Genomic DNA, 20,526 nt, shown 5'->3' with positions numbered 1-20,526 from the left:
GAGTTCATATCGAAAAGCGGAAAACGGCTCCGAACAAGCGGCGGCCCTTCCAGGCGGGGAGTTTGAAAAATGCGCTACGGCGTTGTGAAGAACCATATCGGCGGCGCCTTCGTCGACGCCACCTCGGGCGAGACCTTCCCCTCGGTCGATCCGGCCACCGGCGAGACCATCGCCGAGGTCGAGCAGGCCGGCGATGCCGACATCGAGCGGGCGATCGAGGCGGCCAAGGCCGGCTTCAAGGTGTGGTCGCGCATGACGGGCGCCGAGCGCGGCCGCATCCTCAAGCGCACCGCCGACATCCTGCGCGAGAAGAATGCGGCGCTGGCCGAGATCGAGACGCGCGATACCGGCAAGCCGATCCAGGAAACCATCGCCGTCGACGTGCTGTCGGGCGCCGACTGCCTCGAATATTTCGCCGGCATCGCCGCCACCCTCACCGGTGAGCATGTCGATCTCGGCCCGTCTGCCTTCGGCTATACCCGCCGCGAGCCGCTCGGTGTCGTCGCCGGTATCGGCGCCTGGAACTACCCGATCCAGATCGCCTGCTGGAAATCCGCCCCGGCGCTCGCCTGTGGGAACGCCATGATCTTCAAGCCCTCCGAGGTGACGCCGCTGACCGCGCCCTATCTCGCCGAGGCCTTCAAGGAAGCCGGCCTGCCGGATGGCGTTTTCAACGTGGTGCAGGGCGATGCCCGCGTCGGCAAGGCACTGGTCGCCCATCCTGCCATCAAGAAGATCTCGCTGACGGGCGAGGCCGGCACCGGCCGCATCATCATGGCCAATGCCGCCAAGACGCTGAAGCATGTCACGCTCGAACTCGGCGGCAAGTCGCCCCTGATCGTGTTCGAGGACGCCAAGCTCGACAATGCCGTCTCCGGCGCCCTGCTCGGCAATTTCTATTCGGCCGGTGAGGTCTGCTCGAACGGCACGCGCGTCTTCGTGCACAAATCGGTGAAGGACGCCTTCCTCGCCAAGCTCAAGGCGCGGGTCGAGAAGATGGTGATCGGCGATCCCCTCGATCCCAACACCCATGTCGGTGCGCTCGTCAGCCAGGAGCACCTGGAAAAGGTGATGTCCTATGTCGAGAAGGGCAAGGCAGAAGGGGCGAAGCTGCTCACCGGAGGCCATCGCGTCACCACCGGTGCGCTCGCCAAGGGGGCCTTCGTCGCCCCCACCATCTTCGACGGCTGCCAGGACGACATGGCCATCGTGCGCGAGGAGATCTTCGGCCCGGTGATGACGGTGCTGAGCTTCGACGACGAGGACGAGGTCGTCGCCCGCGCCAACGACACCGAATATGGCCTGGCGGCCGGCGTGTTCACCAACGACCTTTCCCGCGGTCATCGCGTCATCGCCAATCTCGAGGCCGGCACCTGCTGGATCAACCAGTACAACGTCACGCCGATCGAGCTGCCCTTCGGCGGGGTGAAGCTCTCCGGCCTCGGGCGCGAGAATTCGCGCGCGGCGGTGGAGCACTACACCCAGATCAAGAGCGTCTACGTCGCCCTGGGCGACATCGAGGCGCCGTACTGAGCTCTGGGAACGCAGACGTCACAGCGACATGCCGGCATGTCCCGGCGTCCGCACCTGGAAACGCGACGATTGCAGGATGGGACGAGCGGACGAGACGTCCGCGCACCCTGGGATTGAACCATGACCGAAACATTCGACTATGTGATCGTTGGCGCCGGCTCGGCCGGCTGCGTGATGGCCAACCGCCTCACCGAGGATGGCACGCATCGCGTCAAGCTACTCGAGTTCGGCGGCAGTGACGGCTCGGTGTTCATCCAGATGCCGAGCGCGCTCTCCATCCCGATGAACTCGCCGCGCTATGACTGGCGCTACCATGCCGAGCCTGAGCCGGCGCTGGGAGGACGCAGCCTGCACACCCCGCGTGGCAAGGTGCTGGGCGGTTCCTCCTCGATCAACGGCATGGTCTATATCCGCGGCAATGCCCTGGACTACGATGCCTGGCAGGACGCAGGCGCGCGGGGCTGGAACTACGCCGGCGTGCTGCCCTATTTCCGCCGGGCGGAAGGGCGCGAGGAGGGCGGGGACGAATATCGCGGCGCCGACGGCCCGCTCAAGACTTCCTATGGCAAGCTCGCCAACCCGCTCTACCAGGCCTTCATCGATGCGGCCGTCGAAGCCGGCTATCCGGCCACCGATGATGTGAACGGCTATCAGCAGGAAGGCTTCGGCCGCATGGACATGACGGTCCATAAGGGCCGGCGCTGGTCCACGGCCAATGCCTATCTCAAGCCGGCGATGAAACGGGCCAATCTCTCGGTAGAGACGCATGCGCTGGCAAGCCGTATCCTGTTCGAGGGCAGGAAGGCGGTCGGCGTCGAATATTGGCAGGGCTCCGTGCTCAAGCGCGTGGTGGCGCGGCGGGAGGTGATCCTGGCGGCCGGGCCGATCAACGATCCCCAGCTGCTGAAGGCCTCGGGTGTGGGGCCGCAGGCCGAACTCAAGGGCTTCGGCATCGACATCGTGCACGATCTGCCCGGCGTCGGCGAGAATCTGCAGGACCATCTCGAATTCTATTTCCAGATGGCGAGCACGCAGCCGATCACCCTCTATTCCGTCACCAACCCGATCGCCAAGGGCATGGTCGGTGTGCAGTGGCTGCTGCGCAAGGACGGCCTCGGCGCCACCAACCATTTCGAGAGCTGCGGCTTCATCCGCTCGCGCGCCGGCATTCCCTACCCCGACATCCAGTATCACTTCCTGCCGATGGCGGTGAGCTACAACGGCAATTCGCTCGCTTCCGAGCATGGTTTCCAGGCCCATGTCGGGCCGATGCGCTCCAAGAGCCGCGGCCATATCCGCCTGAAATCGCGCGATGTGCGCGAGGCGCCGCTGATCCGCTTCAACTATATGAGCCACCCCGACGACTGGACGGAGATGCGGGCCTGCGTCAGGCTGACCCGCGAGATCTTCCAGCAGAAGGCCTTCGAGCCCTATCGCGGCCGCGAGATCTCGCCCGGCGCCGACGTCACCTCGGACGAGGCGATCGATGCCTTCATCGCCCAGCATGTCGAAAGCGCCTTCCACCCGTCCGGCACCTGCAAGATGGGCGACCCGGCCGATCCGATGACGGTGGTGGATTTCGAGACGAAGGTGGTGGGTCTGGAGAATCTGCGCATCGCCGATTCCTCGATCATCCCGCTGATCACCAACGGCAACCTCAACGCGCCCTCGATCATGATCGGCGAGAAGGCGTCCGACCACATCCTCGGCAAGCCGCTGCTGGCGCCCTCCAACGCGCCGGTCTATCAGGCCAAGGATTGGCAGACGAAGCAGCGATAGGCCAGCCGGGCATCACGGCGGCTGATGCAAAGCGCGGCAAAGGGCGCCGGGTCTTCAGCTCCGCCAAAGCCCGGGCGGGGACATGGCAGTTGGAACCATGGCTACTCGGGCTGGCCTGAAGACCAGCCCGACAGGGACTCCAAGCGTCAGGCTTCCTGGATCGCCGACAGCTTCCAGTCTTCACCCTTGCGCCGCACGAAGGTCCAGATCTCGGTCGTTTCGCTGGGCTCGTCCTTGCCTTCGACGATTGCGCCCGTGGTACGGTCCCTGAGGACGTCGACCGACTGGTAGCGGAAAGCGGCGCTGACATAGTCCTCATCGCCCTCGCGCCAGGCTTCGGCAATGTCGGCCTGGAGCAGGCGTGTGTCGCGCACATCGTTGCGGACGCCGCGCTTGGCGTTGTCGGCCAGTTCTTCGGAGAAGTAGGACACGATTTCAGGTGTCGTCAGGCGGCGCAGGGCGGCGTGATCCTCCTTGGCGAAGGCATCCTGGACCTCGGTCAGCCGGTGCTCGAAGGTATCGAGATCGGCCTGCGTGGTCTCCAAGGCCTCGCCACGGGCAGGGCTGGCCGCCGCCGGGGACGACAGGCCGAAGAAACCGGTGCGGCCGCTCGTGGTCGGCTGCGCGTCGCGGTTGAAGCCCTGATTGCCCAGGCCCTGATTGCCCAAGCCCTGGTTGTCAAAGCCGAATCCGCGCGACATTTGCGGCCCACCTGCTGTCGCAGCGGCCGGCGTGCGGCGCGAACGCCACCAGGAGATCGCGAAGAAGGCGATCACGGCGATCAGGGCGGCCTGCAGCAGGAAACCGAGCATGCCGGCGAGGCCGCCGAAGCCATAGCCCAGCAGCGCGCCGATCAGGCCGCCGACCAGCAGGCCGCGCATCAGGCCGCCGGCGCCGCCGAACAGGCCGGGCCGCTGCTGCGCGGCGCCTTGCGCTAGCGGCGAAGCGGGCTGCGTCGCGCTCGGGCCGGGATTGGGGGTCATCGAACGCTGGACCGGGGCAGCCTGGTCCGGCGCCGTGCGGGTGGCCGGCACGGAATCATAGGTGCGCGCGCCACGGCTGCCGATGCTGCCGCCGCGGCGGGCCTCGGACAGATCCACCGCCGCCAGCGTAAACGCCAGGGACAGGGCGGTGACCAGGGAAAAGAGACGAGTCTTGCTGAAGCGCATGATCGGCAACCTATCTTGCTGTTGCCCGCTTCGATGTCTGCGAACGGGCCCTTTTTCAGCGGTCCGACATCACGTGCGCATCAAGCGCGACGTCAGAGGGGCCCGGCCCGCGTCCGGAATGTGGGGGCGTGGCGGGGGCGATGCAAGTGTATTTCCTGTAATCATTGCCGCCGGCACGGCGGCAGACCATCAAAACCGGCGCCACCGGGGGCAGTCGCTCTCGACCGCAGGGCAGAGCGGTCTATATGAAATCCCTCGCTTTTTACCCGCAAAGGCACTATGTCAGCGCCATCAGCTAGATAGCATCGACAGTGTGGGCGTGGGCCGTTCGGCTTGCGCAGCGGGAGAATTGGCCGAGAGACCTCGTTTCGGATCTGGCTTGACCATCTTCCATGAGGACTAGAACCGAGCCATGAAGTTTCTCGATCAAGCCAAGATCTACGTCAAAGCCGGCGATGGCGGTGGGGGCGCTGTGTCCTTCCGGCGCGAAAAATTCATCGAATTCGGCGGCCCCGACGGCGGCGACGGTGGCAAGGGCGGTTCGGTCGTGGCCGAATGCGTCGACCATCTCAACACGCTGATCGACTATCGCTACCAGCAGCATTTCAAGGCGCGCGTCGGTATGCATGGCATGGGCCGCAACCGCACTGGCGCCAATTCGCCCGACGTGGTGCTGAAGGTGCCGGTCGGCACCCAGATCTACGAGGAGGACGGCGAGACCATGATCGCCGACTTCACCGAGGTCGGCCAGCGCGCCCTGATCTGCAAGGGCGGCAATGGCGGCTTCGGCAACGCCTATTTCAAGACCTCGACCAACCAGGCGCCGCGCCGCGCCAATCCCGGCCTGCCGGGCGAGGAGAAGACGATCTGGTTGCGCCTCAAGCTGATCGCCGATGCGGGCCTGGTCGGCCTGCCCAATGCCGGCAAGTCGACCTTCCTGGCCACGGTGACGGCCGCCAAGCCCAAGATCGCCGACTATCCCTTCACCACGCTCTATCCTGGCCTCGGCGTCGTCCGGGTTGACGGGCGCGAATTCGTGCTCGCCGACATTCCCGGCCTGATCGAAGGCGCCCATGAGGGGCACGGCCTCGGCGACCGCTTCCTCGGTCATGTCGAGCGCTGCCGCGTGCTGCTGCATCTGGTCGACGGCACCTGCGAGCACGCCGGCAAGGCCTACAAGATCATCCGCAACGAGCTGGCCGCCTATGGCGGGGATCTGGCCACCAAGCCGGAGATCGTAGCGCTGTCGAAGACGGATTCGCTCTCGCCCGAACTGCTGAAGGAACAGGTGGCGCGGCTGAAGCGGGCGGCGAAGAAGACGCCGATCATCCTGTCATCCATCTCCGGTGCCGGCGTGCAGGAGGCCCTGCGCCAGCTTTTCGAGGTGATCGGTGCGGCCAAGGCCGCCGACGCCATCATCGAAAAACCGGTTTTGGAAAAGAACAATACCTGGCAACCCTGACCAGATCGCTGTGAACTTTTCGGCTCTGATCGGTGTTGAGTTGTCGGATGGGGGCAGGAGTTGAAGCAATGGCCTTGAGCAAGACGACAGTGCTGTCGCGCCTGTTGGCCGGAGCCTTCCTGGCGCTTGCGGCCCTGGTCGTGGCCATGCCCGCGCTTGCCGATACGCTGACGCCGAAGGCTGCGATCCGGGTGATGACGCAGGCCGGCTATTCCGGCATCGGCGGCGTGACCCATGACCTCAATTTCTATTACGCAGCTGCCGTCGACGCCAAGCATCGGCGCGTACGCGTGACCGTCGACGACCAGAGCGGCAAGATCGTCGCCGTGGTGCCGCTGCGGGGCAGTGGTGCGGCATTGCCGGCACGACAGGCCCTGAGGCCGATGCCTCCGCTGCAGCAGACGCAAATCAAGCCGGTGCCCCGCATCGTCCCGCTTACCGTGCCGCCCCCGGCGCTGCGAACGCCCGGAAGCTACGCCTACCCGCTCAATTCGAGGGGGCAGCTGACGCCGGGTTGGTGCCGCTACCGCCAGATCGCGCCGGGGTGCTGAGGAAGCACCCAACGCAAAGGGCGCCCCGGTTTCCCGGAGCGCCCTGACTTTCCATTCTATCCTGTTGGCTTAGGCGGCCTTGGCTTCAACCTGCCGGGGAGCCGATCCATTGATCGGGATCAGCCGGGGCTTCTTGGCCTCCGGGATCTCGCGGACAAGATCGACATGGAGCAGGCCGTTCTCGAGGCTGGCACCCGTCACCTGGACGTAATCGGCGAGCTGGAAGCGGCGCTCGAAAGCGCGGGCGGCGATACCCTGATGCAGGATCTCACCCTTGCTGGCTTCCTTGCTCTCGGACTTCTCGCCGCGAATGGTGAGGGAGTTTTCCTTCACTTCGATGGCGATGTCGCTCTCGGCGAAGCCGGCGACGGCAACCGAGATGCGGTAGGTGTTATCCGAGGTGCGCTCGATATTGTAGGGCGGGTAGGTGGTGGCCGAAGCATCGACGCCGGCGACCTGATCGAGCGCCGAGAACAGGCGGTCGAAACCAACGGTGGAACGGTAAAGGGGCGAAAAATCAAACTGACGCATGGCTATCCTCCTTTGAAGCGACAAGCCGTTGAAATGCTCCGCCATCTGGCCGGAGCTGACATGTGCATCCCGTCCGGGCCTGCACAAACCATGATTTGGTGCGGGTTTCGGCGGTTTCAAGGGGTGGGGGGCGATTCTTGATCGGGCTTGTCTTGAGCGTCCGATCGCGCAAGATGGCCTGGTTCCAGGCCGTTCTCCAGGTGAGTCATGCTGAAACTGCGCCCCAATTGCGAATGCTGCGACAGGGACCTGCCTCCCGATGCGCGTGACGCGATGATCTGCACTTTCGAGTGCACCTTCTGCGCCGATTGTGCGGCGAATGCCTTCGATGGCACCTGCCCCAATTGCGGCGGCGACCTCGTGCGCCGGCCGGTCCGTCCTGCCGCCCTGCTGGCCAAATATCCGCCTTCGACGGAGCGCGTATTGCGGGACGGCGACTGTCTTGCCAGGCGCGATGCGGCTTGAGCCGCCGGCGTCATTCGCCAGCCCGGCGACGATTTCGCCCCTGCACATCGGCGCGAAGCAGTCTATATGAGGCAGTGAGACCCCTGCAGGAAACATCCATGCTTCACGCCCATTCTTTCGTGCCGGCCCGCGAGGTCGAAGCCAAGTCCATTGCCGACAGTGTCGTGCTGACCTTCGAGGATCGCTGCCAGCGCCAGGGCGTGGTGCAGACGGTGGGTGGCCTCGATATCCTGGTTGACCTCGCCGAGGTGCCAGCGCTTGCCCATGGCGATGCCTATCGGCTGGAGGACGGCCGGCTGATCGAGATCGTGGCCGAGGCCGAGCCCCTGCTCGAGATCAAGGGCCGCGACCCCCTGCACCTGATGCGTCTGGCCTGGCATCTCGGCGACCGCCACCGCGAAACCGAGATCGGGGCGAAATGGCTGCGCATCCGCCAGGATGCCGCGATCGCCGAAGTCCTCAAGGGGCTCGGCGCCAAGGTCGTGGCGATCGAAGGGCCGTTCCAGCCGGAGGGCGGGGATCACAGCCACGACGCGCATGGACACGATCATGGCCATCATCACGGCCATGATCACAAGCACGACCATCATCATCACCATGATCACGGGCATGAGCATGGTCACGACCATGACCACCATCACCATGACCATGGTGATGCTTGCGGTTGTGGGCACGACCATGAGCACGGGCATCACGGCAAGCACGGCCACGACTGAGCGGCGAGCGGGCTACGGCCGGGAGTATGGCGCCGGAAAGCGAGCGCCATTTTCGGAAAATGGGATGCGACGGCAGGATTTGCAGCACCGGATCCGCTTCCGGACCCGGTGCTTTGAGCGATCAGCCTGTCGCAGCTCGGTCTACCAGCGATGCCAGGCGTGCCTGTAATAGGGGCGATGCCAGCCGTAACCGCCGCCCCAGCCGTAATAGTAGACGGGGCGGCTCCAGCCATAGCTGTAGACCGGATATTGCGGCACGCAGCGCCCCCAGATGTTGGGACGCCAGCCAGGGCCGCAGCCCCAGGCCACCTGCTGCACCAAGGGCGCGGAGGCCGGGTTGGAGGCAGCCAGCGGCATGGCCGAGGCGCCTGTGGTCGTGGCGGCCAGGCCGGGCAGGCCGAGCGTGGCGATGGCGGCGATTTGAATGATACGCTTCATGATGGAACTCCACCGGATACTGCTTGCGGAAGGCCGGCGTGGCCTCCTGCGAGCTTGAACGCAGTCCGCAGGGAAATCCGTCGCTATTGAGCGGATTTCTTCGGCGGTGGCGGCGGCGCGTGGATATAGCGGCTCAGCCCTTCGGCCAGGATGGCGCGATCGGCCGGCGAACTCGTGGCCGCGAATTCGACGATGCGCTGTTCGAGTCCGGCCCGCATGGCGGAATCGGCGATGCGGGCGCGTTCCAGGGCCGCAAGCAGGGCCGGAGCATCCAGTGTCGGTTGCCGCAATAGGGCGGCGGCATCGCGCCGAGCCTGCTGTCCGTCGAGGATTGTCTGCCGCGCCTGATGGCGCGCCTCGCGCAGGGTCTTGTAGAAGGCATCGCGTTCCGGCGCCGGAAGCTGGTTGCCCAGGGCCTGCAGCGAGGCACGCGGGACGGATCTGCGCGCCTCGAACCAGACGATGCCGCCGGCGATCGCCCCGGCCAGGAAAATGTTGAGGGCGATCGAGACGATGAGGGGGACGCGCGCGCCGGCCATGATCACGATCCTTCCTCGCTGATCTCGGTATCAGGCCCGGCGTCTCCGAAAGCCGTGACCGTCGCGCCCAGACCGAGATGCTCTGTCCTTGTCGGCGCATCGAGCAGGGCGATTGCCAGGGTTCCCGCCAGGGCGCCGGCAAGACCGGCGCCTGCGAGGCCGAGGCCGAGCCACCAGCGGCGGGTCCGGCGGCGGGGAGCGAGGCTGGCGGTTCCGGCCGCCACGACCCGTGCATGAAGATCGGCGGTTGGGGACGGGACCGCATAGCGATCCAGCATGGCGTCGAGTTGGGCGGCAGCCTGCAGGATGGCCTGCCCCTCGGCGCTCGACGCAAAGGCCATGGCTGCAGCCCGTTCGGCTTCCGGCCAGTGCTGCAGGCGGCTGCCATGGCTGTCGGCAAGGGCGGCAAAACGCCTGGCATCCATTGGTGTGGGTCGGTCAGGCATGGGAGCCGCTCCCTGACAGCAGGGCTTCAAGCTTGTCCGAACGGGACCGGCGGACGGGTGCTGCGAGGCGCTGCGGGAGGCCGGCGGCTGTCCGGGCTTGGGGAGTGGGAGCGGCTGCATTGCCCTGTCCTGCAGCCTGGAGGCGGATGCAGCCATGTTCCTCGATGCCGCGCAGCGCCAGGTCGAGGCGGCCGGCCCGTGCGAGAATATGCCGGCCCTGCGGTGTCAGCGCGAAGGCGCGCCCGGCGCTACGCTCGGATGCGGGCCAGGTCTCCATCACCGCGCCATAGGCGGCGGCGAGGGCCGCAAAACGCTCTGCACTCATCGCGAAGGGAGCTTCAGTCATGGTCGGCCTTCCTGATCAGGAGCGATTGCAGAGAACGGCGTCCGCGGGCAAGCAGGCTCTCCAGCGCCTCGACGCTGATTTCCATGGCCGCGGCGGCCTCGATATTGGACATCGCCTGATAGTAGGTCAGGACGATGGCTTCCCGCTGCCGCGGAGCAATGGCCTGCAAGGCTCGCTCGACATGGTCGCCGGCCTCCTCGATCCCGCTGGTCGCCGGATGGTCCACAGGGGCGGCCAATTCGGGTAGATCGAGGCCTGTCCACTCCCTGCGGCGGCGCAGGCGGTCATAGCAGAGATTGAGCGCGACACGATGGATCCAGGTGTCGAATCGGGCTGCGCCGGGCCGCCAGCGCGCCGCATTGCGCCAGATCCGCAGGAAGGTCTCCTGCGCGACATCCTCGGCCTCAGCGGCATCGCCCAGCATGCGGCGCGCCAAAGCGAGCAGCCGGGGCAGCTTGCGCGAGACCAGGGCCTGCATGGCGGCATCGTCGCCCGAACCGATCCGGCGCACCAACTCCTCGTCTGGATCGGACACCATGGCCAGGCGCACTCCCGGGACTCATCGAGGGCCATGGTCCAGCATCATTGCGCCGGTTTGGCAGCCGATTTGTGGCCCGGCAGTTCCTCGCGGGCGAGCGCGCCGTCCTTGTTGGCATCGAGCCGGGCAAAACGCTTGGCGAAGAAGGCGTCGAGTTCGGCCTTGTCGAGGAAGCCGTCCTTGTTGGTATCGAGGCGAACGAAGGATTTGGCCGGGTCGGTCTTGGCGTTTCGTTTGGTCTGGAAGGCGCTCCATTCCGCCAGGCTGATCTTACCGTCGCCATCGGTATCCGCCTTCATCAGGGCCTTCTCGCGGCGGGCCTGGAATTCGGCAAGGCTGAGTCCGACCTTGGCCGGTGCGTTGGATTGTGAAGGGGCCTGAGGAGCGGGGGCCTGAGGAGCGGGGGCCTGGGGAGTGGGGGCCTGGGCGGCCGGGGTCTCGGACGGCGCCGGTTGCGTCGTCTGTGCCATAGCGGCTGCGGCCGGCAAGGCCAGCATCAAGGCAAGGATCGAACGGCCGATCATGGGCATCTCCTGGGACAGATCGCGCGGATAGCAGCGCGAGGGACGCCATTTGAACGGCGGGGCCAGGAAAATCCGTCGGTCGGGCGGCAAAGAAGTTTGCGGTCCGAAACACCTTGCGATCTGACGGAGACAAGCCGTCTCGCAAGGGCGTGTTGCGACAGGTGGGCGTTCAGTGCCGGCCGTCGAGATCGCGAATGGCTGCCGCCCGCGCTGCCGGATCCCCGGCCAGGAGATGCACGTGGACTTCGCAGGCGCCGGCCCCGGCTGCTGCCGCGAGCATGGCGAGGAGATCGTCGCCGCCTTGGCCGGCCTCACCGATCCACACACAGGCACCGCCTGCATCGACCGCGATCAGGACGGCATCGACATAGTCGGGGCATTGGGCGATCGGATAGACCGAGACCAGATAGGAACGGCCTGATATGCCGACCCAGCGACGGAAGCGCGATGCCGCCGCCGGCGCATCGCGGCCCAAGGCGGCCAGCGTCGTGCACAGGCGGTGCTCGGGCGACGATGAACGAGAACGAATCGCGATCTGTGTCATGGAACAAATCTAGAACATCGCTTGCCGTGGCGTCAAGCGATTCGGGTTTGTTCCGCTGCCAGGGGGCCGCGGGCCTCTGCAAGCAGCCGGTCCGACGCCGTCTCGATGTCGCTCACGAGGCGCTCGAAGAAGACCGTCTTGTCCTGGCCGGCCGGAATGGCCGGCAGGATTTCCATCACCAGCCTGCCAGGCTGGCGGATGAACTGGCGCCGCGGCCAGAAATGCCCGGAATTGAGGGCAACCGGGACGCAGGGAACGTCGAACTCGCTGTAGAGATAGACCACGCCATATTTGTAAGCCGGCTCGGCGGCGGGCGCCCGGCGGGTCCCCTCGGGGAAGATCACGATCTGCCGGCCCCGGGCGAGTTCGCTCTCACCATCCGCCTTCATCTGCTTCATCGCCTTGGAGCGGGCGCCGCGGTTGACGGCGATCATCTGCGCCTTGGCGGCGAGCCAGCCGAAGACGGGCAGCCACATCAGTTCGCGCTTGAGCACGTAGCAGGGATCCTCGCAGACGAGGAACATGGCGAAGATGTCCCAGGTCGACTGGTGCTTGGCGGCGACCAGAACCGGCCCGGGCGGCAGGTTCTCCCGCCCGCGAATCTCGCAGGTGATGCCGGCGATGTGGCGCATCAGGAAGATATTCACCCGCGCCCAGTTCTTCACGATCCAGAGCAGTGCAGCGCGCGGCATCAGCAATGTCGGCAGCGCCAGGATCATCCACAGGACGATGTTGACATAGAAGGCCAGGTTGAACAGGAGCGAGCGCAATACGAGCATGAACTGGATCATTCGAGGGATGCTGGTGCGGCTATAGCAGAATTGACGGCGGATGCCTCCCTCTTCATTGCCGGTCGACCAGGGACTGTCATCTTCGGGGGAGGGGGAGCAAACTTTGTTGCCCGAGGCAAATGTCTCTTGCTTGGCGGAACTCTCGCGCGCGACTTTTGCGACCAGGGGAATGGCAGTTGTCGCGGTACGGCGGGCTATTTCAGTGTTGCTATGATCGTGTCGACGTCCATGCAATCCTGCGTTGATGGGTTTTGTCCGGCGCGCTCGTCGATCGCCATCGCCGCATCGTGTGCCTTCCGGACCCGGGCGACCATCGCCGGCGACTGATCCTTCATCAGCATGTCGGAGGTGAGATCCGTCACCTGCATGGCGCGCCTGTTGAGTTCAAGCTTGGTGCAGCTTCCGGCCGCCGGAGCATCCTTATCATCCTCGTCCGTGGGCAACATGTTCGCCGCCGCAGCGTCTGCCAATTGGACCGTGGAAACGGCGAGATCGCAGGCCGGAGCGAACTCGGCGGCCTTGTCCTCGCGATAGATGCACTCGAAATTGTACGCCTTGGCGTTCGCGATCGTGAACACATAGCGTTTGATTTGCGGGCGCTCCTTGCCAAAAGGCATTCGAGCGTTCTGGAAGACCATGTCGATGGCGGGCTGTCCGAGCATCTTGGTCATGGATGAGGATTTGAGCTTGATCAAAGGCAGATTCGCGATCGCCTTCGTGAAGGCATCCGTAATTTCCTGACGTGTCTTCTCGCTCACTTCCTTGAAATCTCCCAAAGCACGCGGGCCGAGAAAGGTGATGATGACGTCACCGTTCGCCGGCGAAGATGCGGTCACGCCCGTCACATCGCCGGTTCCGTCGGCGAACTCGCGATCCAGCGCGAAATTCAAGGGATAGTTGAAGGTATAGGAGCCATCGACGGATTGGAAAGTCCGGGCGTCTTGTGCGGCGGCAGCGGTCGGCAAGGCCGCCGCCAGCGCCAGTAAATAGCCGGCTCGTGCAAGAAATGACATAATCTATCTTCTGTGAGTTTCTACGGGACTGTTTTGCTGCGGAAATCCCGATCAAGGATGCACTTCTACCTCTGAGCTTTGCGATGCGAGGACAGGACGGCTCTATCCTGCTCTCGCAATATCCCTCACTCGGCCCGCGCCTGCACCCTCTCCGCCGTGGCCCGTTCCATCCGGAGCTGGAAGGTGGCGCCTGCATATTTCACATATTCCGACAGCAGCAGGCGGATGCTGGCCGGATCGGACCACCAGGAATCGAGCCTGAGATTCTGCGAGATCACGGGATAGGCGATCAGCGTGGTATCCGGCAGCACCCGGCGCAATTCCAGCAGCGAACGCGGCATATGGTAGTTCGAGGTCACCACGATGATCGACTTGAACTGCTTGTCGCGCACCCAACGTGCCGTTTCCAGGGCGTTGCCGAGGGTATTGAGGGCATTGCGGTCGATATCCACGCAGCAGTCGAGCACCTCGACGCCGCCGGCGCTATGTCCGGCCAGCGCCTGCTGGCTGGTGGCCTTGTTGACGCCGGTGATGAGAAGCCGCTTGGCACGGCCCTGGTTGAGCAGGTCGAAGGCCTCGCTGATGCGGTCGGCGCCGCCGGTGAGGGCAATGATGCCGTCGGCCCTCACCGCCGGGCTGGGCGTCTGGTTCTGCAGGCTGGAGACGAAATAGGCGAAATCCGTCACCACGGCCGCGGTGAAGAACAGCAGGCAGGCGCCGGTGATTTCCATGACCCAGCGCAGCCAACGGCGCGGCCGCCTCGGCGGGTGCTCCGCCTGGGAGGGGGAAGCGATGCCATCGATCGTCGAGGCCTGCCGCATCGGACGCGCCCATGTCAGCCGATCGAATCTGGCCAGCCTGCGAAAACTGGCCAATCCGCCATATCCGAAATTCTTACGGATGGTTTGGGCGAAAATGGGGTCGGCGGCGCGGGTGTGTAGCGGAATGGGCGCAGAGCCCTGCCAGACGCTCATGGATGACCCCTATATGTGGCCTCGCAGCACACGGTGAACCGTCATGCGCGATGTGACGCCGGTGATGATGGCAATGAGCACGACTGCCGCGGCAATGGCGGCATAGCCGCGCCAGTCCATGTTGAAGGAGCCGAACAGGGCTTCCATCTGGTCGCCCGCCGCCGTGGCCGTGAAGCGCGAGGCCAGCATATGGGCAAAGAGGAAGGTCAGCGCCGCCGCGCCGCCGCCGATGAGCCCGCCCTTGAGACCGAGCCAGAGGAAATGGCGCTGGAATTCGTTGGCGATGAAGCTGTCATGCGCGCCGACGAAGTGCAGCACCTCCACCACGTCCTTGTTGCCGGCCATGGCGCCGCGGGTGGCGAATACCACCGACAGTGCCGTGGCGACGACCATCAGCACGAGGATGGCCAGGCCCGCCAGCACCATGGCACGCGCCATGGCCGCCAGGCGTGCGATCCAGAAGCGGTGATCGTCGAGGCTGGCGCCGGCCACGGTTTCGGCCAGCGTCTTCTTCAAGGTGGCGAAGTCGGGCAGGCTGCCCGGCGTGATCTTCACCACGATGAGGCGCGGGATCGGCAGGTCGCCCATGTCGAGGCCCTCGCCGAGCCAGGGCACCAGCATGCGCTCGGTTTCCTCGCGCGAATAGACCTGCACGTCGCTGATCCCTTCGGTGGCACGGGCGGCGACGACGGCCTTGGCGATCTCGGCCTCGACGTCGCGCCCCTCCACCGGGCGGACCTGGATGGTGACCTCGCGCGCGATCTGCGAACCCCAATCGGCGGCCGCGCCGGCAATCAGCAGTACGCCGCCGGCCGTAAGGGCGACCAGGAAGGTCATGATGGCCACTACGGCCATCAGCGAGCGCCCTGCGATCGAACCCGACGGCACGATCGGGGCAGCCGGGCGGATCAGCGTCTCGGCGCGCCGGCCGGCAGGCTGGCCTCTGTCGTTCACGACCATGACGCGGGCTCCTGGACCGTGACGTGGCCATCCTCGAGGCGCAGGCGCCGGGCGGGGAAGAGTTCCATCAGGCTTTCGTCATGGGTGGCGATCACCACCGAGGTGCCGGAACGATTGAGTTCGATGAACAGGCGCAGCAGGCGCCGCGCCAGGGCCGGATCGACATTGCCGGTCGGCTCGTCCGCCAGCAGCAATTCGGGGCGTACGATCAGGGCGCGGGCGATGGCGGCGCGCTGCTTCTCACCGCCGGACAATACGGGCGGCAGCACATGCATGCGCTCGCCCAGCCCGACCCAATGCAGCAATTCGACCACTTCGGCCCGGTAGCGCGCCTCGTCCTGGCCCTGTACGCGCAGGGGCAGGGCGATGTTCTCATAGGTGGTGAGGTGGTCGAGCAGGCGGAAATCCTGGAAGACGATGCCGATGCGCCGCCGCGTCTCGGCGAGGGCGTGCTTGGAGAGGGTCGACACCTCCTGGTCGAAGGTGTGGATGAGGCCACGGGTCGGCTTGAGGGTGAGAAAGAGCAGACGCAGCAGCGTGGTCTTGCCTGCGCCGGAAGGACCGGTGAGGAACTGGAAGGAATTGGCGGGCAGGTCGAAACTGACGTCGCGCAGCACTTCCGGGCCCATCCCGTAGCGCAATCCCACATTCTCGAACCGAACCAAGACAGAATCTCCCCAAGACGGCCCCGACCGCCTCGGCTGCACTGTGCCGGGAGGGCGTTAACGAGGTGTTAACGTTAACGAAATGACAACGAATTTAACCTTCGGAAGATCTCCCTTTTCGCAGGCATGAGGGAAGAGCTCTGCCCGACCGGCGATCCGGCGGCTGTGGGTGGGCGGCGGGCGGCACTGCAACGCCATTGTCGCCGATACCCTCCTGCGGCTATGGTGCCGGCAGAAATGAGGAGTTCGATGGCCACGTCGCGTAATATCAAAGTCCTGTTCGATGCCGAGACGATTGCCAAGCGCAACGCGTCGCTGGTGCAGGAGATCAAGGCCCGCAATCTCGAGAATCTGCTCGTGGTCGCGGTGCTGAAAGGTTCCTTCGTGTTTGCGGCCGACCTCCTGCGCGCCATGCACAAGGCCGGCATGGCGCCGGAAGTGGAGTTCGTGCATCTGTCGAGCTATCGGGAGGCGACCGTATCGACCGGCACGGTGAACATTCTCCATGACGTGGAGAGCGACGTGCGCGGGCGCAACATCCTCCTGGTCGACGACATTCTCGAATCGGGACGCACGCTGGCCTTCGCCAAGGACCTGCTCGCGGCGCGCGGCGCCAAGCAGGTGCTGAGCTGCGTGCTCCTCGACAAGCCGGGCAAGAGCGCCGTCAACATCAAGGCCGATTTCATCGGCTTCGAGTGCCCCGACGTCTTCGTGGTCGGCTATGGCATGGACGTCGCCCATTCCTATCGCCAGCTGCCCTTCGTCGGCGTGGTCGAGTAGAAGTGCCTTGATCCTGCCTTGCCACGCAGGCAGGAGCGTTTTGCGTTGGCAGCATCGCCAGGAGTCGCAAAGACGCGTCGAACCAAAGAGGCAACGCAAAGCAGCGTTGCCGTCTAAACGCGCTTTGCTCTAGAAGCCGGCGGCATGCAGGCCTCGGAGGAGATATGGCTGGTATCCTGGGCGCGCACAGCGCCCGTTTCCTGTTTCGTGACGATAAGGGCAGCATCGACCGGCAGACCTGGTGGCGCGCCATGGCGGTGCTGGCCTTGGTCCTGGGGGCGCTGGTGGCGGCGGCCTACGGGCTCAATCATGTCCTGCCGCGCAATCCCGCGGCGGCCGAAGCCCTGGTCGACGAAGTTGCCCGCGAGCATACCCGGCTGATGACGGCGCCCTATTACCTGTCGCTTTTTGCGGTCGACGTCATCTATCTGGTGATGGTGCTGGTCTCGGTCTGCATCTATTTCGTGGGCGCCAAGCGCTACAACGACCTGGGCCGGCCGGCGCAACTGGCGCTCATCCTGCCCGCTGCCATCTATTTCCAGATCTTCTCGCCGATCCTCAGCGACCAACTGTTGCCGGTCTATGGACGCTGGATCGTAACCCTCGCCATGCTCGCCGTGCTCGTCTGGCAAATCTATGAGCTTGGCTTCAGGAAAGGCCGCCTCTAGGCTACCCCGATGGGCCGGTCTTCCGACCGGCCATCCCTTGTCGGCCTGGCACGACTTCGGGATTGGGTGACGTTACGTCAATCTGATTGCCTAGCCTGACCTGTTCACCTTGCATTCAGATCATACTGCTAGACATTGAGTATTGAAATTGAGGGAGGGAGCTATGAAACTATCCCTGAAGCTGTTTGTTGCAGCTGGTCTGACCGCCGGAAGCATGATGTTTGCTCCGCAGATTGCTTCGGCAATGCCGATGGCACCAACCGCGCAATCACAGGCCGACAACGGGCTCGTCCAGCAAATTCGCCGTTTGTGCCCCTATGGGATGCACCGCTCCCCCTATGGTTGCGTTCCCGATCGCGGCTACCGGCGTGGTTGGCGCGATGACGGTGGCTGGCGCTATCGGGAACGTCCCCGCCGGTACTACCGCGATTATCGCGAATATTGAGGTGGGAATGACGCTGTGCCGAACGATCCCGGCACAGTCGGTTGCCCGGACGCGCTTGGTATCGCTCGCGTAGAAACATCGACCCCACGGTTCACCGAACCGTGGGGTTTTTGCATGGCAGATGGGGATGGCGGTGCCGATGCGTCATCCGCATGGCTGTCCGGGCACCGCGCTCAACGCGGCAGGAAATCCCTGATCGCCGCTGCGATCTCCGTCGCATGCGTCTCCAGCGCGAAGTGCCCCGTGTCGAAGAAACGGATGACGGCGTCTGGGATGTCGCGCTTGAAGGCTTCGGCGCCGGGCGGCAGGAAGAAGGGATCGTGCTTGCCCCATACCGCCAGCAAAGGCGGCCGGTGTGCGCGGAAATAGGCCTGGAAGGCCGGATAGAGTGCGACATTGCTCTTATAGTCGCCGAACAGATCGAGCTGGATCGCCTCTGATTCAGGGCGGGCCAGGTAGAAATTGTCCAGCGAGTAGCCGTCAGGCGAGACCGTGTGCGCATCCGGCACGCCATGGGTATATTGCCAGATCGTCGCCTCCGGCCTGAGAAAAGCCTTCAGCGCCTGCCGGTTGGCCTCCGACGCATCCTCCCAATAGGCCCGGATCGGGTTCCAGCCCTCGCTCAGCCCTTCTTCATAGGCGTTGCCGTTTTGCGTGATGATCGCCGTGATGCGTTCGGGATGCCTCAAGGCGAGGCGAAATCCCGTCGGAGCGCCATAGTCGAACACGTAGATGGCATAGCGGTCGAGGCCGACGATCTCGGTGAACCGGTCGATCACGGCGGCGATCGCTTCGAAACTATGGCCGCTCGCGGGCAGGCCCGACTGGCCGAAGCCTGGCAGATCCGGTGCAACGATATGAAAACGATCGGCCAGAAGCGGTATCAGGTCGCGAAACATATGGCTCGAACTCGGAAAGCCATGCAGCAGCAGGAGTTTGGGTGCCTGCGGTGATCCCGCCTCCCGGTAGAAGATCTTGAGCCCGTCCACGTCCGCGGTGCGGTAGGTAATGATCGTCATGGCTCTCTCCTGTCTGTTATAACCTGATGGATCGGTATTTTCGGGTTACGCCACGGTCGTGGCGGCTGGGAATGCGCGGTCCACTCGGCACCTTCGGCTCGCGCATGGCTTTGTTCGTCGGGGGCAGGTCAGGGCTTGGCTTCACGCCAAGGCCGCTTCGCGGATCGCCTCCTGAATGATGGCGAGGACCACATCCGGTGCCGTTACCATCGGCGTGTGATCGACCGGGTGAGCATGGATGCGTGCCTGCATGCGTCTCGCCATGAAGTGCTGATTGTCGGCGATGATCATGCGGTCCTGTTCCGCGACCAGAAACCAAGCCGGTACCTGCTTCCAGGCCGGGCGACCGACCGGAGCCGTAATGCAGGCCAGCGAGATCGGCCGTTGCACGGCGGTGAGCAGCGCCAGTTCGCCGGCCGTTGCTCCCGGTGCAAACGCGGTGGAGACGGCTTCTGGCGGCAGATAGATCAAGCCGTGGCCGTCCGGGGCAAGTGTCGGCGCCTCGGGATGCGGCCGGCCGCGATAGAAGACATCTGCAACCGTCTCGCCCTCGTCCGGTGCCAGGGCGGCCACATAGACCAGCGACGCGACCTTCCTGCTTTGCATGGCGGCGATGACGGCGCCGGCATAGGCATGACCGACCAGAACGACCGGGCCAGGCACGCGCTCCAACGTGCGCTCGAGCGCTGCCACGTCGTCGGCGAAGGAGGTCAGCGGCAGCGGCGCCGCAACCGTGCCGTACCCTTCCTCGGCGAGGGGACGGATGATTTTTGCCCAACTCGTGCCATCGGCCCAGGCGCCATGGACGAGAACAACGCTGACAGGCTCGCGGGGCATCGACGTTCTCCTCTATGGCATATTTAGAGTAACTGTCTTGATGGCTATAAAATGGTTACTTCAGCTTATCGTAACTTGTCAAGCCTTGTTGAACGGGTTATTTGAGGGATGGACAGATGCTTGGCGCCGGCGAGGATGCCGGCCGCAATGGGAGTATGTGATGGATGTGCGTTCCCCCGCCCTTTTCGTCGCTGACGCCGAGGGGCTGGATTTCCTCAATTCCGTGGCGACGCCGGTCGACACGCCGGTCGACTGGATCGACAACGGGGACGGCCTGCTAAATTGGCTGGAGCAGGCGCGGTTGCTGCCGCCGGATATTGCCGAGTCCGTGCGGGCGCAAGCTCTGCCCGAGGAACTCGACAGGGTGGCCGGCCAGGCCAGGGCCTTGCGTGAATGGTTCAGGGGCTTCGTGCGAAAGCATCGGGGCAGGCCGCTTGCAGCCGACGCCGTAAGCGAACTGGAGCCGCTCAATCGCCTGCTTGAGCGCAATGAAGGCTTTCATCGGATCGCGCCCAGGCGAGATGAGGGTCATGAGGGGCTGGAGTTCCAGGCCTTGCGCAAATGGCGCTCCCCCGAGGCCCTGCTTCAGCCTCTCGCCGAAGCCATGGGGCGCTTCGTCTGCATGGAGGACTTTTCAAACGTGAAGGCTTGCGAGGGGGCGTCCTGTACGCTTGTGTTCGCGGATCATACACGCGGGCATCGGCGGCGATGGTGCAGCATGGCGCTCTGCGGCAACCGGGCCAAGCAGGCCGCCCATCGGCACCGGCTCAAGGCGGAGCAGCCTTGATTCGTC

The 20,526-nt window shown here is 64.8% G+C and carries 26 protein-coding genes; 10 read left to right on the top strand and 16 right to left on the bottom strand.

Translation table 11 applies throughout. The features are described 5' to 3' along the window. Window positions 1-69 precede the first annotated feature (69 nt). Window positions 70-1,533, top strand: coding sequence for a betaine-aldehyde dehydrogenase (gene betB, locus ACIGJE_RS02250; protein WP_367626658.1), 1,464 nt, complete (start codon window positions 70-72; stop codon window positions 1,531-1,533). Between the two features lie 120 nt (window positions 1,534-1,653). Continuing rightward, window positions 1,654-3,312, top strand: coding sequence for a choline dehydrogenase (gene betA / locus ACIGJE_RS02245; RefSeq protein WP_367626657.1), 1,659 nt, complete (start codon window positions 1,654-1,656; stop codon window positions 3,310-3,312). A 146-nt stretch (window positions 3,313-3,458) separates the two neighbouring features. Here betA and ACIGJE_RS02240 read toward each other — a convergent pair whose 3' ends face one another. Further along, a complete protein-coding gene (locus ACIGJE_RS02240; protein WP_415084780.1) occupies window positions 3,459-4,481 on the bottom strand; it encodes a TIM44-like domain-containing protein in 1,023 nt (340 codons plus the stop codon). Between the two features lie 412 nt (window positions 4,482-4,893). On the opposite strand from ACIGJE_RS02240, the gene obgE reads away from it, so the two are divergent. Together obgE and ACIGJE_RS02230 are read left to right on the top strand one after the other, a co-directional pair. Continuing rightward, window positions 4,894-5,943, top strand: coding sequence for a GTPase ObgE (obgE, locus tag ACIGJE_RS02235; protein ID WP_311934629.1), 1,050 nt, complete (start codon window positions 4,894-4,896; stop codon window positions 5,941-5,943). A 68-nt stretch (window positions 5,944-6,011) separates the two neighbouring features. Further along, entirely contained in the window at window positions 6,012-6,494 is a 483-nt protein-coding gene (locus ACIGJE_RS02230; protein WP_311934630.1) for a hypothetical protein, read from the top strand. 69 nt (window positions 6,495-6,563) lie between these two features. On the opposite strand, the gene ACIGJE_RS02225 is transcribed toward ACIGJE_RS02230, so the two are convergent. Then, complete coding sequence (locus ACIGJE_RS02225) at window positions 6,564-7,025, bottom strand: Hsp20 family protein (protein WP_311934631.1); 462 nt, start codon at window positions 7,023-7,025, stop codon at window positions 6,564-6,566. A 207-nt stretch (window positions 7,026-7,232) separates the two neighbouring features. On the opposite strand from ACIGJE_RS02225, the gene ACIGJE_RS02220 reads away from it, so the two are divergent. Together ACIGJE_RS02220 and ACIGJE_RS02215 are read left to right on the top strand one after the other, a co-directional pair. Beyond that, the gene (locus tag ACIGJE_RS02220) at window positions 7,233-7,490 is read left to right on the top strand and encodes a DUF1272 domain-containing protein (RefSeq protein ID WP_311934632.1); all 258 of its coding nucleotides are present in this window, start codon (window positions 7,233-7,235) and stop codon (window positions 7,488-7,490) included. A 98-nt stretch (window positions 7,491-7,588) separates the two neighbouring features. Then, window positions 7,589-8,206, top strand: a complete 618-nt coding sequence (locus ACIGJE_RS02215) for an urease accessory protein UreE (protein ID WP_415084777.1) — start codon at window positions 7,589-7,591, stop codon at window positions 8,204-8,206. Between the two features lie 141 nt (window positions 8,207-8,347). Here the strand turns inward: ACIGJE_RS02215 and ACIGJE_RS02210 are convergent, their stop codons facing one another. The 12 genes from ACIGJE_RS02210 to ftsE form a co-directional block, all read right to left on the bottom strand. Next, window positions 8,348-8,644 carry a GCG_CRPN prefix-to-repeats domain-containing protein gene (locus ACIGJE_RS02210; RefSeq protein WP_311934634.1) on the bottom strand — a complete coding sequence of 99 codons (297 nt, stop codon included), beginning with the start codon at window positions 8,642-8,644 and terminating at the stop codon, window positions 8,348-8,350. Between the two features lie 83 nt (window positions 8,645-8,727). Further along, window positions 8,728-9,183 (bottom strand): periplasmic heavy metal sensor, encoded by a 456-nt coding sequence (locus tag ACIGJE_RS02205; protein ID WP_311934635.1) that lies wholly within the window; start codon window positions 9,181-9,183, stop codon window positions 8,728-8,730. A 2-nt stretch (window positions 9,184-9,185) separates the two neighbouring features. Next, window positions 9,186-9,629 carry a hypothetical protein gene (locus tag ACIGJE_RS02200; RefSeq protein ID WP_311934636.1) on the bottom strand — a complete coding sequence of 148 codons (444 nt, stop codon included), beginning with the start codon at window positions 9,627-9,629 and terminating at the stop codon, window positions 9,186-9,188. Then, a complete protein-coding gene (locus ACIGJE_RS02195; protein ID WP_311934637.1) occupies window positions 9,622-9,975 on the bottom strand; it encodes a hypothetical protein in 354 nt (117 codons plus the stop codon). The genes ACIGJE_RS02200 and ACIGJE_RS02195 overlap by 8 nt, the downstream gene beginning before the upstream one ends. Next, window positions 9,968-10,513 carry an RNA polymerase sigma factor gene (locus tag ACIGJE_RS02190; protein ID WP_483679205.1) on the bottom strand — a complete coding sequence of 182 codons (546 nt, stop codon included), beginning with the start codon at window positions 10,511-10,513 and terminating at the stop codon, window positions 9,968-9,970. Before ACIGJE_RS02190 ends, ACIGJE_RS02195 begins: the two co-directional genes overlap by 8 nt. 44 nt (window positions 10,514-10,557) lie before the next feature. Further along, window positions 10,558-11,037, bottom strand: coding sequence for an EF-hand domain-containing protein (locus ACIGJE_RS02185; RefSeq protein WP_483679203.1), 480 nt, complete (start codon window positions 11,035-11,037; stop codon window positions 10,558-10,560). Between the two features lie 169 nt (window positions 11,038-11,206). Beyond that, on the bottom strand, window positions 11,207-11,581 hold the full coding sequence (locus tag ACIGJE_RS02180) for a hypothetical protein (RefSeq protein WP_367626648.1): 375 nt from the start codon (window positions 11,579-11,581) through the stop codon (window positions 11,207-11,209). 32 nt (window positions 11,582-11,613) lie between these two features. Next, on the bottom strand, window positions 11,614-12,360 hold the full coding sequence (locus ACIGJE_RS02175; RefSeq protein WP_483679201.1) for a lysophospholipid acyltransferase family protein: 747 nt from the start codon (window positions 12,358-12,360) through the stop codon (window positions 11,614-11,616). Between the two features lie 206 nt (window positions 12,361-12,566). Continuing rightward, window positions 12,567-13,385: a hypothetical protein gene (locus tag ACIGJE_RS02170; protein WP_483679199.1), complete on the bottom strand. Its 819-nt coding sequence runs from the start codon at window positions 13,383-13,385 to the stop codon at window positions 12,567-12,569. Between the two features lie 125 nt (window positions 13,386-13,510). Beyond that, window positions 13,511-14,359, bottom strand: coding sequence for a YdcF family protein (locus tag ACIGJE_RS02165; protein ID WP_483679197.1), 849 nt, complete (start codon window positions 14,357-14,359; stop codon window positions 13,511-13,513). 9 nt (window positions 14,360-14,368) lie between these two features. Next, entirely contained in the window at window positions 14,369-15,319 is a 951-nt protein-coding gene (locus tag ACIGJE_RS02160; protein WP_367626645.1) for a cell division protein FtsX, read from the bottom strand. Continuing rightward, complete coding sequence (ftsE, locus tag ACIGJE_RS02155) at window positions 15,310-15,984, bottom strand: cell division ATP-binding protein FtsE (RefSeq protein ID WP_068299045.1); 675 nt, start codon at window positions 15,982-15,984, stop codon at window positions 15,310-15,312. Before ftsE ends, ACIGJE_RS02160 begins: the two co-directional genes overlap by 10 nt. Window positions 15,985-16,233: 249 nt before the next feature. On the opposite strand from ftsE, the gene hpt reads away from it, so the two are divergent. The 3 genes from hpt (at window position 16,234) to ACIGJE_RS02140 (ending at window position 17,877) form a co-directional block, all read left to right on the top strand. Continuing rightward, window positions 16,234-16,764, top strand: coding sequence for a hypoxanthine phosphoribosyltransferase (hpt, locus tag ACIGJE_RS02150; protein ID WP_149252644.1), 531 nt, complete (start codon window positions 16,234-16,236; stop codon window positions 16,762-16,764). 164 nt (window positions 16,765-16,928) lie between these two features. Then, entirely contained in the window at window positions 16,929-17,432 is a 504-nt protein-coding gene (locus ACIGJE_RS02145) for a hypothetical protein (RefSeq protein WP_367626643.1), read from the top strand. Window positions 17,433-17,595: 163 nt separating this feature from the next. After that, window positions 17,596-17,877, top strand: coding sequence for a hypothetical protein (locus ACIGJE_RS02140; protein WP_483679195.1), 282 nt, complete (start codon window positions 17,596-17,598; stop codon window positions 17,875-17,877). A gap of 173 nt (window positions 17,878-18,050) precedes the next feature. Here ACIGJE_RS02140 and ACIGJE_RS02135 read toward each other — a convergent pair whose 3' ends face one another. Together ACIGJE_RS02135 and ACIGJE_RS02130 are read right to left on the bottom strand one after the other, a co-directional pair. Beyond that, complete coding sequence (locus ACIGJE_RS02135; protein WP_311934647.1) at window positions 18,051-18,896, bottom strand: alpha/beta fold hydrolase; 846 nt, start codon at window positions 18,894-18,896, stop codon at window positions 18,051-18,053. A 141-nt stretch (window positions 18,897-19,037) separates the two neighbouring features. Beyond that, the gene (locus ACIGJE_RS02130; RefSeq protein WP_483679192.1) at window positions 19,038-19,733 is read right to left on the bottom strand and encodes an alpha/beta fold hydrolase; all 696 of its coding nucleotides are present in this window, start codon (window positions 19,731-19,733) and stop codon (window positions 19,038-19,040) included. Window positions 19,734-19,893: 160 nt separating this feature from the next. On the opposite strand from ACIGJE_RS02130, the gene ACIGJE_RS02125 reads away from it, so the two are divergent. Continuing rightward, the gene (locus ACIGJE_RS02125; protein WP_483679191.1) at window positions 19,894-20,520 is read left to right on the top strand and encodes a CGNR zinc finger domain-containing protein; all 627 of its coding nucleotides are present in this window, start codon (window positions 19,894-19,896) and stop codon (window positions 20,518-20,520) included. Window positions 20,521-20,526 lie beyond the last annotated feature (6 nt).

It is taken from the genome of Labrys sp. E2SS-1L (genome assembly GCF_057073705.1).
Note: the sequence above shows the minus strand (reverse complement) of the source record. Positions and strands in the feature narration are given on the sequence as shown.